The sequence below is a fragment of the Vibrio sp. 10N.261.51.A3 genome, from assembly GCF_041471965.1.
Taxonomy (GTDB): domain Bacteria; phylum Pseudomonadota; class Gammaproteobacteria; order Enterobacterales; family Vibrionaceae; genus Vibrio; species Vibrio crassostreae_C.
Genome location: NZ_JBFRPK010000061.1, coordinates 1 through 14,750 on the forward strand (window position 1 = coordinate 1; position 14,750 = coordinate 14,750).

General features: G+C 45.4%; 13 protein-coding genes. 5 read left to right on the plus strand and 8 right to left on the minus strand.

The window, feature by feature from the left end:
- Positions 1-244 precede the first annotated feature (244 nt).
- The gene (locus AB4371_RS15575; RefSeq protein ID WP_017067668.1) at positions 245-1,039 is read right to left on the minus strand and encodes an ABC transporter permease; all 795 of its coding nucleotides are present in this window, start codon (positions 1,037-1,039) and stop codon (positions 245-247) included.
- 437 nt (positions 1,040-1,476) lie between these two features.
- On the opposite strand from AB4371_RS15575, the gene torE reads away from it, so the two are divergent.
- Genes torE through torA form a run of 3 tightly spaced genes read left to right on the plus strand, consistent with a single transcriptional unit; the run spans position 1,477 to position 5,379 of the window.
- Positions 1,477-1,659: a trimethylamine N-oxide reductase system protein TorE gene (gene torE / locus AB4371_RS15580; protein ID WP_017060298.1), complete on the plus strand. Its 183-nt coding sequence runs from the start codon at positions 1,477-1,479 to the stop codon at positions 1,657-1,659.
- A 51-nt stretch (positions 1,660-1,710) separates the two neighbouring features.
- Positions 1,711-2,892 (plus strand): pentaheme c-type cytochrome TorC, encoded by a 1,182-nt coding sequence (gene torC, locus AB4371_RS15585; RefSeq protein WP_017060299.1) that lies wholly within the window; start codon positions 1,711-1,713, stop codon positions 2,890-2,892.
- A 24-nt stretch (positions 2,893-2,916) separates the two neighbouring features.
- The gene (torA, locus tag AB4371_RS15590) at positions 2,917-5,379 is read left to right on the plus strand and encodes a trimethylamine-N-oxide reductase TorA (RefSeq protein ID WP_065675739.1); all 2,463 of its coding nucleotides are present in this window, start codon (positions 2,917-2,919) and stop codon (positions 5,377-5,379) included.
- Between the two features lie 294 nt (positions 5,380-5,673).
- On the opposite strand, the gene AB4371_RS15595 is transcribed toward torA, so the two are convergent.
- Positions 5,674-6,888, minus strand: coding sequence for a putative manganese transporter (locus AB4371_RS15595; protein ID WP_372150294.1), 1,215 nt, complete (start codon positions 6,886-6,888; stop codon positions 5,674-5,676).
- A gap of 201 nt (positions 6,889-7,089) precedes the next feature.
- On the opposite strand from AB4371_RS15595, the gene AB4371_RS15600 reads away from it, so the two are divergent.
- Positions 7,090-7,995: a manganese-dependent inorganic pyrophosphatase gene (locus AB4371_RS15600; RefSeq protein ID WP_017065328.1), complete on the plus strand. Its 906-nt coding sequence runs from the start codon at positions 7,090-7,092 to the stop codon at positions 7,993-7,995.
- A gap of 149 nt (positions 7,996-8,144) precedes the next feature.
- Positions 8,145-8,534 (plus strand): DUF2750 domain-containing protein, encoded by a 390-nt coding sequence (locus AB4371_RS15605; protein WP_004734596.1) that lies wholly within the window; start codon positions 8,145-8,147, stop codon positions 8,532-8,534.
- A 98-nt stretch (positions 8,535-8,632) separates the two neighbouring features.
- On the opposite strand, the gene AB4371_RS15610 is transcribed toward AB4371_RS15605, so the two are convergent.
- The 6 genes from AB4371_RS15610 to sapA are packed head-to-tail and all read right to left on the minus strand — an operon-like array spanning position 8,633 to position 14,687.
- A complete protein-coding gene (locus AB4371_RS15610) occupies positions 8,633-9,412 on the minus strand; it encodes a DUF2927 domain-containing protein (RefSeq protein WP_029235301.1) in 780 nt (259 codons plus the stop codon).
- 36 nt (positions 9,413-9,448) lie between these two features.
- Positions 9,449-10,231, minus strand: coding sequence for an ATP-binding cassette domain-containing protein (locus tag AB4371_RS15615; protein WP_017060304.1), 783 nt, complete (start codon positions 10,229-10,231; stop codon positions 9,449-9,451).
- Positions 10,228-11,229: an oligopeptide/dipeptide ABC transporter ATP-binding protein gene (locus AB4371_RS15620; protein WP_017060305.1), complete on the minus strand. Its 1,002-nt coding sequence runs from the start codon at positions 11,227-11,229 to the stop codon at positions 10,228-10,230. The genes AB4371_RS15615 and AB4371_RS15620 overlap by 4 nt, the downstream gene beginning before the upstream one ends.
- Entirely contained in the window at positions 11,229-12,116 is an 888-nt protein-coding gene (sapC, locus tag AB4371_RS15625) for a putrescine export ABC transporter permease SapC (RefSeq protein WP_017065331.1), read from the minus strand. The genes AB4371_RS15620 and sapC overlap by 1 nt, the downstream gene beginning before the upstream one ends.
- A complete protein-coding gene (locus AB4371_RS15630; RefSeq protein WP_017060307.1) occupies positions 12,103-13,065 on the minus strand; it encodes an ABC transporter permease subunit in 963 nt (320 codons plus the stop codon). The genes sapC and AB4371_RS15630 overlap by 14 nt, the downstream gene beginning before the upstream one ends.
- The gene (gene sapA, locus AB4371_RS15635; protein WP_372150295.1) at positions 13,065-14,687 is read right to left on the minus strand and encodes an ABC transporter substrate-binding protein SapA; all 1,623 of its coding nucleotides are present in this window, start codon (positions 14,685-14,687) and stop codon (positions 13,065-13,067) included. The genes AB4371_RS15630 and sapA overlap by 1 nt, the downstream gene beginning before the upstream one ends.
- Positions 14,688-14,750: the final 63 nt, after the last annotated feature.

Genomic DNA, 14,750 nt, shown 5'->3' on the forward strand with positions numbered 1-14,750 from the left:
GGCCTCCTCCTACTCGATTGTGGAAAACCTACTTTTTCATCTCTCTAATGATCATCTGAAAATTCAACAGCGCTGATTACCATGTGTGTATATGTCTTTGAAATCACCCAAAGATCGAAGGCGATGATTTTTCCTTGGGTCGAAATGGACAAAAAAGGATCTATATTGATTTGGTTATCCACAGTTTCTGTGGATAACCTGTCTCAAATTCAGTGAGTAACCAGATCTAAGTGGAGTAGGGAGGTTATTTCGAAGGCTGTATTTGAGCGAGAACTCGCCCTTCTTTGGTCAGAGATGTCTTCAATGAGAGGTGAAGTACAAGGGCTAGAGAGCAGCTCATCATCACGAAAATCGCCAGCATGATCATCAGTTGATACTTAATCGCGATCATCGGTGAAGCACCACCTAAGATCTGTCCAGTCATCATTCCCGGCAGCGTTACTAAGCCTGTGGTTGCCATAGAGGCCATGATAGGGGACATCGCTTTCTGTATTGCATTACGTACAAAAGGCGCAGCAGCATAAGTAGGAGACGCGCCTAACGCGATTGCTGCTTCATATTCTGATTTCTGTGTTTCAAAGGCACCAAACAGGTTCTGCAATGCCACGATATTACTGCTTAAGCTATTACCCAATAACATCCCTGCGATTGGGATAAGGTACTGCGCGTTAAAAACCGGTGTCGGCTTAATGATGAAAAAGCAGATGAACAAGACAATAGGTACACAAGTTACCGCAAGGCTAACGGCGACAGGAGCCAAAAGTAGGTTTCTTGGCAGTCTAGATTTTTCAACAATCGAGCTTGCACCGACGATAATCATAGTAAATAACCACAGCAAATTGACCCACAAACTATTCAAAGTGAACAAGTATTCTAGGTAAAGTCCCACCAGAAATAGCTGAATAACCATACGAATGATGCTGATAGAAGCCTCTTTGCCAAGGCCGAGTTTTAACTTGTGGTTGATGGTAATGGGTAGCAAGAGAAGTGAGCTGAAGAACAATAACTGCCACCAAGATATATCAATAACGTCTTGCATAATGTTTCCTTTTAAGTAGGTCCCCATCATATCTGAAAGTGCCAAATGATGCATTTCAGCTTCTCAGCCGTTGCTTTAAAAAATACTCAATAATTTAACAATCAAACCACAAAATATTGGTTTTTTGAGGCATTTTTGGCTACTACTTAGTAGGTAAAACGTTAAAATTGGTTACAATAAGGTTGCGCAGGTGTTGGAATTTAACATTTGTGAAATATACTTAATTCTTCACATTTGTTAATACTTTTTAATAACTTTGTTTAACTAAAAACAACTTTGGATGAGCTCAAAAAAGTATTGATTAGCAAGGGTTATAACGGGAGATTTGATTGAACCCTACTTTGAGTATGGTCTAAAATTTGTCGTTAGATACTTAAGAACTTTAGCCCCATAGAATGGGTTACTCGAAATTACTAAATACAAAATAGGCAAAATGTATGAGTGATGTTAATAAAATTGAAACTAGCGAAAAACATTCGCTGGAGTGGAAGTCTTTCCTCTTCATCGCGGTGGTTCTCTTCCCAATATTAAGTGTGGCTTTTGTAGGCGGTTACGGCTTCCTAGTTTGGGCACTGCAAGTGTTTGTATTCGGACCTCCAGGTGCTCACGGCGGCATGTAATGCCCTCTAAGTAACAACATTTTTTAAAATCAATATTTAAGAGAGCTAAACATGAAATCATTTTTAGTTAAATTATGGCGCACAATGACTCGCCCAGCAGTACACATCAGTCTTGGTGTACTAACTATGGGTGGCTTTATCGCCGGTGTTATTTTCTGGGGCGGTTTTAACACAGCTCTAGAGCACACAAATACAGAAGAATTCTGTGTAAGCTGTCACACCATGCGTGACAACGTATACGTAGAACTACAGGAAACGGTTCACTGGAAAAACACTTCTGGTGTACGTGCTACTTGTCCTGACTGCCACGTTCCACATGAATGGACAGCAAAAATCGCTCGTAAGATGCAAGCTTCTAAAGAAGTATTCGCTCAAGTATTTGGTGACCTAGATACGCCTGAGAAATTCGAAGCTCGTCGTATCGAACTGGCTAAACACGAATGGGATCGCTTCTCTTCGAACAAATCTCTAGAGTGTAAAAACTGCCACAACTACGATTCAATGGATTTCGAAAACATGCGCCCAACAGCGCGTATCCAGATGAAGAACGCGGCAGAGCGTGATCAAAGCTGTGTTGACTGTCACAAAGGTATTGCTCACAACCTTCCATTAGATATGGCATCAGCGAGCGGTATTGTTGGCGAGCTAGAAAACGTAGCAAGCAGCACATCTTACGCAAATGGTTCAGACGTGATCTCTATTCGTCACCTACCAATGTACACAGATGAAACAGCTGAAGTTGAAGCGGGTCTATTAAGCCCTGCAAGTAAAGTTGCTGTGATCGACGAAAAAGGCGACATGATCAAGATTCAAATCGACGGTTGGCGTAAAGCGAAAGGCTTCGGACGTGTAATCCAAGAAGACTTCGGTATGAACATCTCGACTGCAATATTGACGAAAGAAGTATCTCAAAGTGACGTAATCACTGTTGGTGAGAAGAAAGAAGATGAGCTAACTGGTCTTCCTTGGGAAGAAGTTAACCTAGCACTTTGGATGAAGAAAGAGTCTATGGTTGATAACTTCGATCCAATCTGGAACGCAGCTGGTCAAGCGTACCAATCTAACTGTTCAACGTGTCACTCACAGCCAGATGAAGCTCACTTCAGCGCTAACGGTTGGGTAGGCATGCTAGATGGTATGATTGCATTCGTTAACTTCGATACAGATACAGAAGCACTTGTTCTTAAGTATCTACAGAAGCACTCATCAGATTTTTCTGAAGGCCATCACTAATAAGACGTCAATTGGAGTAACACAATGGCAATTACAAGAAGAAGTTTTCTGAAAGGTGTCGCGACGACAAGTGCGGCATCGGTTATCGGTCCAAGCTTATTGGCGTCGGCTTCAGCATCTGCTGCAGAAACAGACGGCGCGTGGAAAGTCTCTGGTTCTCACTGGGGTGCATTCCGAGCTCGCGTTTACGCGGGTAAAGTACAAGAAATTAAACCTCTAGAAATCGATCAGCACCCAACAGAGATGCTGAAAGGTATTAAAGGTATTATCTACAGCCCATCACGTGTGCGTTACCCAATGGTTCGCCTAGATTGGTTGAAGAAGCATAAGTACAGCGCAGACACGCGTGGTAACAACCGCTTTATTCGTGTGACTTGGGATGAGGCACTAGACCTTGTTTACCGCGAGCTAGAGCGCGTACAGAAAGATTACGGTCCATGGGCGCTTCACACAGGTCAAACTGGTTGGAGACAAACAGGTCAGTTCCATAGCTGTACTAACCACATGCAACGTGCAATGGCACTTCACGGTTACTCTGTGAAGAAAATCGGTGACTACTCAACAGGTGCTGGTCAAACGATCATGCCTTACGTGCTAGGTTCTACTGAAGTTTACGCACAAGGTACATCTTGGGAACTTATCCTAGAAAACAGTGACAACATTGTTCTTTGGGGTAACGATCCAGTTAAAAACCTTCAAGTAGGTTGGACATGTGAGACTCACGAGTCGTTCGCATACCTAGAACAGCTGAAAGAAAAAGTTGCTAAGAAAGAGATCAACGTTGTTTCTGTTGACCCTGTTAAAAACAAAACAGGTCGTTACCTAGAAAACGAGCAAATGTACATCAACCCACAAACTGATGTGGCGTTCATGCTTGGTGTTGCTCACGTTCTTTACAACGAAGGCCTATACGACAAGAAGTTCATCGAAACTTACTGTCTAGGTTTTGAAGATTTCATCAAGTACGTTCAAGGTGAAACGAAAGACAGAGTTGAGAAGACGCCAGAATGGGCTTCTGCTATCTGTGGCGCAAGCGCGGACTCTATTCGTGACTTCGCTAAGATGCTGGTTAACGGTCGTACGCAGATCCTTGTGGGTTGGAGTATCCAACGTCAAGAGCACGGTGAACAGCCTTACTGGATGTGTGCAGTTATCGCAGCAATGGTTGGCCAAATTGGTCTTCCGGGCGGTGGTATCTCTTACGGTCACCACTACTCTGGTATCGGTGTATCTTCAACTGGCTTCGCTGCTCCGGGTTCATTCCCGCTGAACATCGACCAAGGTCAATCGCCTAAGCACACTAACACTGATTACAACGGTTACAGCCGCGTAATCCCTGTTGCTCGTTGGGTAGATAGCCTGTTAGAGCCAGGTAAGAAGATCAAAGCAAACGGCGCAACAGTGACACTGCCTGACATCAAGATGATGGTATTCAGTGGTAACAACCCGTGGCACCACCACCAAGATCGCAACAAGATGCGTAAAGCATTCAAGAGCCTACAAACTGTAGTGGCTGTTGATTTCGCTTGGACTGCAACTTGTCGTCACTCTGACATCGTGCTTCCTGCTTGTACTCAGTGGGAACGTAACGATATCGATGGTTACGGCGCGTACTCTGGCCGTGGTTTGATCGCAATGCACAAGCTAGTGGATCCTCTGTTCCAGTCTAAGACTGACTTCGAGATCATGTCTAGCCTAACTAAGCGTTGGGGTCGTTACGACGATTACACGCGTGGTATGGACGAAATGCAGTGGGTTAAATCTCTGTACGACGAATGTCGCGCATCAAACGAAGGTAGCTTCGAAATGCCTGAGTTTGCTGAGTTCTGGGAGAAAGGTTTCCTAGACTTCGGCAAAGGTAAGCCATGGACTCGTCACGCTTCATTCCGTGAAGATCCAGAGATCAACGCACTAGGCACGCCTTCTGGTTTCATCGAAATCACAAGCCGTACTGTTGGCAACATGGGTTACGAGCACTGTCAAGAACACCCAATGTGGTTCGAGAAATCTGAACGTTCACACGGTGGTCCAGGCTCTGACAAGCACCCGTACTGGCTACAATCTTGTCACCCAGACAAGCGTCTTCACTCTCAGATGTGTGAATCTGAAGAGTGGCGTGCGACTTACGCGGTACAAGGCCGTGAGCCAATCTACATCAACCCAGTAGATGCTAAGAAGAAAGGCATCAAAGATGGCGATGTAGTACGTGTGTTTAACGACCGTGGTCAACTACTAGCAGGTGCTGTTCTAATGGATAGCTACGCTCCTGGTGTTGTTCGTATCGAAGAAGGTGCTTGGTACGGTCCGATCAACGAGAAAGTGGGCGCGCTAGATACATACGGCGATCCAAACACACTGACTCAAGATATCGGTACGTCTGAACTTGCTCAAGCAACGTCAGCAAACACATGTTTGGTTGATTTCGAGAAGTTCCAAGGCAAACTGCCTCCAGTAACTTCATTCGGTGGTCCAATCGAAGTTTCTTAAGTCTTGTCTTAAGAACCAAGATTAAAGCTTGAATTAAAGCCCCTGTAAGCACTCTTACAGGGGCTTTTTGTATTTTTGATATCAGTGTTGGTGTTTCTAAATAAGCATTATACAGGGCTAATAGAGGGCGTTTTTGAGACAGGCTGTAACGCGCTGTTTGAGAGAGGTGGTAGAAGCAGTGAAGCAGGAAGGGAATGTAAAAAGAACCTGTGGAAAGACTTAAGCAGGCGGAAACAAAAAGGCCGATACAAAGTACCGACCTTACAGAAGCCTATGGAGTTAACTCTACTCAAGTTAGATCTCAAATATAAACCAGTAGCTATAAGCACAGATTAGTGCGGGCACACTAGAGTATAAGGTCGCGACCAGTGCCGCTTTGGGAGCCATCGCAATCGCAGGGAATAGCGCGTCACCATCATTTGAAATTGCGTTACCTACCTGAGCCGAAAGTGGCAGGGCGCCTGAAAGGTATAAGCTAGTGACCAATAATTGCGGTCCACAGCCCGGTAGCAAACCCATCAACACGCCAGCCAGGGGGAGCATGATGCCCCAGCTTGAGAATAGCGTCGCAAAATCAACATTTGCTATCACAGAGCCAAATTCAAAGAAAAGAAAGGCAACCACCACCCAAGCGGTGACAAAGTTTGTATCTTGAGCGGTCTTTTGCAATGGGTGAGAGCCTATACACTTTTCGTCCTCACTCACGGCTGATTTGTAATCCTCAATTTCACGGGTTAGCCCCCACAGAAACATCGAGCTGATCAGCAAAACTGTCCCCGCCCATTCCATCGACATTTCAGGCAAAGCGAGCAGCTCGTTCACATCGACTTGAAAAGAGCCAAGTAGGGCAACGGCAGCACCCGGAATAATCAGTACAGACCACAGGTAACCTTGCAGGTTTATCGCTTTTTTAGAGACCGATTCTTTGTCTTGAGATTGAGAAGCACAGCTGCTCACCACTTCATTTTTCTGTGCTTTTTTTGGGCGTAAGAAGTCGTCTGCGTGAAACAAGTTAATGATTCGGCCTGACGCAGTACCCACAATCACGCCCATCGCCATCATGGCTAAACCTGTCTTAGGCTCGCTCGCTATTAGCAGGAACGCCGCGTCACCCATGGTTGAGACGAGCACCGCAACTACCGCACCAAATCCGAGTTTTCCCGAGATAAATTGTGTGGTTACCACTATCGCACCGCCACAGCCGGGCAACGCGCCCATGAGAGCCGCGAATACCACTTGGTTTGAACGAGATTGATGGACGAGCTTATTGAAGACGTTATCTTTGTTTATGTACAGACTTAACCAGTGGTAAATAGCCAAGGTTAAAGCAACATAACAAGACACTGCCCAAAACGCGTCTGACAAAGTAGTCACCGTCAGCTCTCGTGTAGCTGGGGCTGCAACCAAAGCTGCAAGTGAGACAGGCAAAAGCAGGCGCTTAAATGACAGTGAAAACTGAGTTGTTTTCGCAGCACTACTGCTTGGCAAAAAAGAGATTAGTCGATCCATAGGTGTTACTCAAAATTAGTGGCTTAAGATAAATATATACGAATGATAATAATTATCAATTGCATTTGTTGTTTTTTTATCTATTGTTACTATTGGCTAAACCCACGAAACATGACCAATCTAAAAAAATGAGGTAAAGTATGGCTAATAAAGAGAGGCTCTAAAGGTAGAGTCATAATTGTTAGTGTAATAGGAAGAAACATGATTTTAGTTGTTGGTCACAAAAACCCTGATAGTGACAGTATTTGTAGTGCGTTAGTTGCAACTGAGCTTCTTAAGGCTCGTGGCGAGGAAGCGACACCAATTCGCCAAGGCGAGATCAACCGCGAAACTCAACACATTCTAGAAGTCGCTGGTGCTGAAAAGCCAGAGCTTCGTACTTCTGTTGCTGGTGAGAAAATCTGGCTAGTAGACTACTCAGATCTAGCACAAGCACCAGATGATGTTGCTGATGCAGAGATCGTAGGTATTGTTGATCACCACCGTCTAGGCGACGTGATGACAGTAAACCCAATGGAAGCTTGGATCTGGCCTGTTGGTTGTACAAACACTGTACTTTTCAACATGTTCAAGATTGAAGGTCACGCAATCTCTCAACAAATCGCTAAACTAATGATGTCTGCAATTCTTTCAGACACAGTGGGTTTCGCTTCTCCAACATGTACTCAAAAAGACAAAGACGCGGTTGCTGAGCTTGCTGAAATTGCTGGCGTAACTGACGTTGATGCATTCATCAAAGCGCTTCTAATCGCAAAAACAAACATCGAAGGCCTATCTGCTGCACAGCTAGTAGAAAAAGACCTTAAAGGCTACCCATTCAACGGTCGTGATGTTGTTGTTGGTCAAGTTGAACTTGCGACTCTTGAGCAAGTAGACGGCATGATCGAAGCGCTAGAAGCTGATCTTGAAGAGCGTTGTGAGAAAGACGGTCTAGCGTTCGCTGCGGTAATGCTAACAGATATCACTACTGCTCAAACTCGTCTTCTATACAAAGGTGAGTGGGCTGAGAAATTGGTTAAGCACGAGAAAGGCGGCGTATTAATGATGGAAAATACACTAAGCCGTAAGAAGCAAGGCTGGCCTTGGCTACAAGGTGAGCTTGTTTAATCAAGTCGCTTAATATTAAACGCCTGCTTATTTAGCAGGCGTTTTTCTTTGAAGTAGACTTTCTTCTTCATCGATAATGTTTGAAGTTAACAACACTCGGCATAAAATAGCTTTAAGAGCAAAGTTACTGACTAAAGTAGGAAATTAAGATGACTACACAGCTAGACGATAAAAAAATCGCTGAAATCAACAAGTATACGGGCGAGCAACGCCTGAAATACTGTGTGAAAGAAATCGTAGCAAACCGTGAAGTATGGATCTTAACCGATGAACACGGTTGTGTAATGCTGAACACAGAAGATGAAGATTGTGTTCCAGTATGGCCAAACCAAGAGTTCGCAGAATCATGGGCAACGGGTGATTGGTCTGAGTGTAAAGCTGAGTCTATTTCGTTGAACAAATGGCACAGTCGCTGGACGAACGGTCTAGAAGACGACGAACTTGCTGTTGTAGTATTCCCGAACGAGCAAGAAGAAGGCGTTATCTTGTTCCCGGATGAGTTCGACTTCGAATTGAAAAAGCAGGCAGCTAAGCGCTAGTTCTTTCGTAATACAGTAACATCGTAAGTCAGCGTTGCCTTTCTTAGGCAGCGCTATCATTCAATTATCCCATCTAAGTTACTTCCAACGTATATTCGTCAATACCCAATCAACTGATACAAAGGCGCTTGCTGTGCGGCTTTAGAAGCTTGCTGAAGCACACCTGTTTTGCTGTATCTCTTGAGTATCTTTCGAACGATAGGTTTTACTTCAGATTTTGTCATTCCAGCTTTCAATTCTGGTTCATACAGCAATTGCAGTAGCACTACGTCTAACGGCGATAATAAGTCTTCTGGCGTGTGGTCGTTGAAAATAGAAGGGTAGGCTTTATCTGAATCATTCGGCAGGCCTAGAACTTGTGTGATCTCTTCCACGATACAGGCGACCAGCTTACCTCGCGATCTTGCCTGATCAACCGGGATTACAATCCCAGCGTATACAATCTCGCCTTTAGAATTGGTTCTATAGCCCGCCGTGCAGATGGCGCTATTTAAATGTTGAGTTGATTTGAGCTTGAGCACCGATTTCGCCTCAGATACCCACTGGCTCTGCCTTGTGTATATCCATTTAACGTTCGCTTCGGACTCTTTACTGACGATTGTTATTGGATGTTGGGTGACTTCAGATAAGTGTTTGATATGAAGCTCTGTGAGCTCTTGATGCAGTTCCTCATCGCCCACTCGATGATCGATCCAAATCTTGATCGGTTGTTTCCACTTGGCGAGCGGTTTGTTGCCTTGGGAGTATTCGTGTTGAAGCGCGACGTTATAAAAGGCAGTTTCGACGAAGCTTCTATCTAGCCATGTGAGCGGTGTGCTTGTCGCGTTAAAGGACAACAGCACCAACAAGAGGGGAAGCATTGAAGCTGTTCGATACATACTTTTCCCCTCTGCTAAATGTAGCGTGATTCCAGGTTAGTGGTTCGGCGCTTTGGAGAAATGGCTCTCAACCAATCTTTGGGTGATTTGGTGAGTTGGATTGGTGAGCACTTGATCTGTTTCCCCACTCTCAACCACATTGCCTTCATGCATGACAATAATCTTGTCGGTAATGTGCTTAACAATACCGAGGTGTTGAGATACATAAACGAACGATACGCCCATCTCTTCTTGTAACTCTAAGAACAGATTGATGATTTGCGAGCGCATTGCCATGTCCAAACCATTTAAAGCTTCATCAGCAACAATGATGGATGGCTGAAGTATTAAGGCACGAGCCAAACAAACCCTTTGTTTCTGGCCTGCAGCAAGCATCTGAGGGTAGAAATACGCATGTTCCGGTAGAAGGCCTACGCGCAGTAGTGTGTCTTTCACACGACGCATACGAGCTTCTGGAGGCATGTTGGTGTTTCGCTTTAATGGACCTTCAAGAATTCGACCGATCTGAATGCGCGGGTTAAGTGACGTATTCGGATCTTGGAAGATCATTCGAATCAGCTTACAACGAGTCGAGTAGTCTTTGTGCTCTAGCTTTTCGCCATTCACGCGGATCTCGCCTGCGGTTGGCTCCACCATGCCTGCGAGCATTCTGGCTAATGTTGATTTGCCAGAACCATTCTGGCCGATAAAACCAATTGTCTGGCCTGCTTCAAGAGAAAAGCTAACTGGCTTCACCGCCTGATGAATCTTTTTACGGAAAAGACCAGAGCGAGTCGTAAAGTCTTTAGACAAATCACTGACTTCTAATAATGCACTCATGATTTCTTTTTCTTCTCCATATTCAGAGGGAAGTGACAGTTGAACTTATGGTTCTTGATACGTTTCGTATGTGGGATCTCGACACACTGCCTTTGTGCGTATGGGCAGCGAGGCCCTAATCGACAACCAATAGGAAGATGTTGCAGCGGTGGAATTGACCCCGGCAAAGACTGGAGCTTCTCCTTGTGGGGAATCCAGTCGTTAAAGTCTGGCATCGCTTTTAACAAAGCAACGGTGTACGGGTGCTTTGGTGCATCCAACAGCTTCGGTGTATCAGCGGATTCTACCGATTGACCACAGTACATCACGGTAATGCGAGTCGCCCATTGGGTAATGGTGGTTAAGTCATGGCCGATCAACACGATGGTGGTGTTATTGATCTGGTTCATACGACTCAAAAGACGCAATATTTGAGACTGTGTAATTGGGTCTAAATCGTTGGTTGGCTCGTCAGCAATCAAGACTTTTGGCTTGGCAGCGATCGCCATTGCGATCATGACTTTTTGACACTCACCATCTGTCAGCTCATAAGAGTAACTGTCCATTAGGCGAGAGTGGTCTTTGATGCCGACTTTGTGTAGTAATGCGATCGCTTGCTTCTTACGCCACTTAAATCGTTGCCACCAACGACCTTCAAACGAATGGGAAGGGATCGCTTCAACGAGCTGGTTACCTACTTTTTCAGAAGGGTCAAGACACGTTGATGGCTCTTGGAAGATCATTGCGATATCGCGGGCGATCACTCGGCGTCTTTCTTTCGGCGTCAGTTGCAGTAGGTCGATATTACCTAAGCGCATTCGGTCTGCAGAAACCTTCCAGTTTTCTTTACATACTCCGACGATCGCTTTTGCAACCAAACTCTTACCTGAGCCTGATTCACCTACTAAGCCACGAATTTCCCCTTCATTGAGGGTAATACTCATTCGATCTACGGCTTTAACCATCCCTTGAGGGGTCTCAATCTCGATGGTTAGATGTCGAATATCAAGTAACGGCATTATTCGATTCCTGCATTTAGCGCTTGGCGAACACCTTCACCGACGAGGTTAATCACGATAACTGTAAACATAATAGCTAAGCCGGGTAGGGTAACTGTCCATGGCGCAAGGTAAATCAACTCGACCGAATCACCCAAGATGGAGCCCCATTCGGTACTCGGTGCTTGAGCGCCAAGCCCTAGGAAACCTAAAGCCGTGATATCAAGAATTGCGACTGACAGTGCCAGCGTAACTTCAAGAGCGATCACGGTAAGGATGTTCGGAAGGATTGAGTTCCATAGCAGGTAAAAATCGTTCGCACCATCAAGGCGAGAAGCCAGAATATAGTCTTTTTCTACTTCAGCATGCACGGCAATGTACACCGAGCGTATAAAGCGCGGGATCAGTGCCAAGCACAAGGCGAGCAAGATATTAAACTCCCCAAAGCCAAGGAATGCCACGAAGATAATCGCCAGCAGAAGAGATGGAATCGACATAACAGTATCAAGCAGGTGGTTTAGCGTGCTTGATAGTAAACCGCGCGTCATACCAGCAAGTACGCCAATCAGACAACCAATGACGGCTGCGATAAAGGTAATCACCACCGCGGCGCCGAAGGTTAACTGAGAGCCAATTATTAGGCGAGAGAGAATATCTCTGCCTAAGTCATCCGTACCCAAAAAGTATTCTACCGTTCCCGCAGGATCCCAAGAGGGCGGCGTTAATAGGTGACCGGTTTGTTCTTGTGCATCATGCGGGGCTAGCCACGGTGAAGTGACGGTGACCAGAATGATAAGCACCAAACACCACAAGCCAAACATAGCTAGATTATTGCTGCGGAAGCTGCGCCAGAAACGTTCGAACTGGGTTGGAATCTGTTCTTCTTGGTAGACGTTATTTGTTAGCATACCATTCCTTCCTTACCAGTGGATTGATCATCGCGCCCAGTAGATCGGACAGAATATTAGCGGTCAAAACTAAGGTAGCCACCACAATTACACCAGCTTGAATTGAAACGTAATCTTGATTCGATAAGGCATCCAATAACCAGCGGCCAATGCCCGGCCAGTTAAAGATAGACTCGGTAACAATAGCAAGCGTTAACATACTCGATAGCTGAACACCGACCTTAGGAATAATCGGAGGTATCGCGTTTCTTAGCACGTGCTGCGTGATGATCTCTCTAGTGGAAAGACCTTTAATTCGCGCAGCGCGGATGTAGTTTTGCGTCATTACTTCAGCCACTGACGCTCTCATCAATCGGATGACCTGAGTCGTTGGCGCCAGTGCTAAAACAAGACAAGGCAACGCCATGTGCTCGATAACACTTTGTAGTGCGTGCGCACGGTAGCGACCCTCGGCAAAAAAGGCGTCAATCATCGCGAATCCAGTCACGTGTTCAATCTCGTAAAGTAGGTCGTATCGGCCACCAACTGGGAACATTTCAAAGTGCAGTGAAAACACCATGATCATCAGCAACGCGACCCAAAATATAGGCGCAGAGTAACCGGCCATTGAGGTGAACGATATGGTGGTATCAACAAATTTACCTTGTCTCATACCAGCAATGGTGCCGAAAGGGATACCGATGATGAGTGCCAACACAAAGGCAAAGAAGCACAGCTCTAGCGTTGCAGGGAACACCAGGACCAACTCATCGATGATAGGCACACCGTGTTTGCTTAGGCCAAAGTTTAGCGTCGATAATTCAGTGATATAGCTAATCCAACCGGGCCAAAAATCTTGAATTGCCCAAGGTGAGGTTTGGTCTAATCGAAGCAGGGAAAAACCTACCAAGGTCAGAATTCCTAGCGTAATAACGAATAAGTTTACACGTCTTAATGTATACCAAAACATTACTGCACCTCTCTTCTGACTTGATCAAAAGGTTGGGCATTGAAAGGACTTGCTTTAAAGCCTGTTAGCGAACGATCGTGCACGCGAAATTGCACGCCATGAGCTAAAGGAATCACAGGAACTTCTTCATTGAGAATGTTTTGGGCTTGTCGGTACAAGTTCACACGGTGCCTTTGTTGATTGATCTCTAATGCTAAGTCGAGAAGGAAATCAAAGTCTGAATTACACCACATCGAGACGTTTAACCCTGCACGCTCAGAGCTGCATGAGAGCAGCGGACGTAAGAAGTTGTCCGGGTCACCGGTATTGCCTATCCAGCCTGTAAGCAACAAGTCTGTTGAGGAAATAGAGGACAACTGTGTGCGGTCAAATCGGTCGTCGGTATAGAGTTTCAATTCAATACCAATATCGGCTAAGTTTGCTTGGATAAGTTCTGCCGTTTTTCTTGGACTTGGATTGTATGCGCGTGGCTCTAGTGGTACCCACATTGAAAGCTCTAACCCAGGTTCAACGCCAGCTTCTTTGAGAAGCGCAACCGCATAGTTTCGGTCGTAGCGAACTTGAACGCTGTCTTTTTGGTGAGCCCAAGAAGTCGGAGGAAGCAAGGTGTAGGCTTTGGTTCCTGTACCGTAATACACAGAATCAAGAATGTTCTGACGATTGATGGCTAAGTTGAGCGCTTTACGAACTCGAGAGTCACGCAGTGCAGGGTGCTCAGTATTCAGTGCGATGAAAGAGACATTAACCGCCGGAGTAGCAGAAATCTTCAACTCTTCATGAGCCTGAATAATAGGGATTTGGCTAGAAATTGGTGAGTTGAGCACGTCACACTCACTACGCAGAAGCTTGGCAAGTGTGCCTGTTCCACGTTGCGAAGTATCGAACACAACTTGGTCCATTTGTACTTCACCTTTCCAGTAGTGCTTGTTCTTTTTCAAGCGCACTAGGTCGTTGATTTGGTATTCATCTAAGTAGAAAGGGCCAGTGCCGACTGGATTGGAATCGATTCGATTTTTCTCATCCGCTGCAATGAGCTGATTGGCATACTCCTTAGAGTGAATGACTGCATAGCTGGTGGCGATGTTATTGAGAAACGAATTGTCTGGGCGACTTAATTGGAATTTCACCGTTAGGTCATCAACTGCGGTGATATCGACAATCAGGTTTTTGAAGTCGATTCCGGCAAACCATGGGTATAGGCCGCCACCCACATAATGAAATGGGTTTGAACTATCAATGACACGTTCAAAGCTAAACACCACATCTTGTGCATTCATGCTACGAGTTGGGGTGAACCAGTCTGTGGTTTGGAACGCAACATTTGTGCGCAGTTTGAACGTGTATTCTGTACCTGATTTATCAACAGACCAACTTGTCGCTAAGTTCTGTTTTGGTCGGTACGTCATCGGATCAAGAGTGAGCAGTGTATCGAAAATTTGAGGACTCAGCGATTCTGCGGTAATGCCACTATCAACCAGCTGTGGATTGAAGGTACTAGGATTACCTTGGCCGCAATAAATGAAGCCTTTTTCACGGATTTGCTCGTGATTCACACTCTCACCACATCCAGCGAGAAAGCTCAACGTGCAGATGCTCAGTGATAGTCTTATTAGTGCTTTCATAAAAAGAAATACTTTTCGAAACGAGGCGTTAGAGGAGCCTCAAGATCCGGACAATTTAACATT

Bases quoted from the DNA above. Each gene is read 5' to 3' on its own strand.
- AB4371_RS15575 (WP_017067668.1), bottom strand. From the start codon at position 1,039: ATGCAAGACGTTATTGATATATCTTGGTGGCAGTTATTGTTCTTCAGC.
- torE (WP_017060298.1), top strand. From the start codon at position 1,477: ATGAGTGATGTTAATAAAATTGAAACTAGCGAAAAACATTCGCTGGAG.
- torC (WP_017060299.1), top strand. From the start codon at position 1,711: ATGAAATCATTTTTAGTTAAATTATGGCGCACAATGACTCGCCCAGCA.
- torA (WP_065675739.1), top strand. From the start codon at position 2,917: ATGGCAATTACAAGAAGAAGTTTTCTGAAAGGTGTCGCGACGACAAGT.
- AB4371_RS15595 (WP_372150294.1), bottom strand. From the start codon at position 6,888: ATGGATCGACTAATCTCTTTTTTGCCAAGCAGTAGTGCTGCGAAAACA.
- AB4371_RS15600 (WP_017065328.1), top strand. From the start codon at position 7,090: ATGATTTTAGTTGTTGGTCACAAAAACCCTGATAGTGACAGTATTTGT.
- AB4371_RS15605 (WP_004734596.1), top strand. From the start codon at position 8,145: ATGACTACACAGCTAGACGATAAAAAAATCGCTGAAATCAACAAGTAT.
- AB4371_RS15610 (WP_029235301.1), bottom strand. From the start codon at position 9,412: ATGTATCGAACAGCTTCAATGCTTCCCCTCTTGTTGGTGCTGTTGTCC.
- AB4371_RS15615 (WP_017060304.1), bottom strand. From the start codon at position 10,231: ATGAGTGCATTATTAGAAGTCAGTGATTTGTCTAAAGACTTTACGACT.
- AB4371_RS15620 (WP_017060305.1), bottom strand. From the start codon at position 11,229: ATGCCGTTACTTGATATTCGACATCTAACCATCGAGATTGAGACCCCT.
- sapC (WP_017065331.1), bottom strand. From the start codon at position 12,116: ATGCTAACAAATAACGTCTACCAAGAAGAACAGATTCCAACCCAGTTC.
- AB4371_RS15630 (WP_017060307.1), bottom strand. From the start codon at position 13,065: ATGTTTTGGTATACATTAAGACGTGTAAACTTATTCGTTATTACGCTA.
- sapA (WP_372150295.1), bottom strand. From the start codon at position 14,687: ATGAAAGCACTAATAAGACTATCACTGAGCATCTGCACGTTGAGCTTT.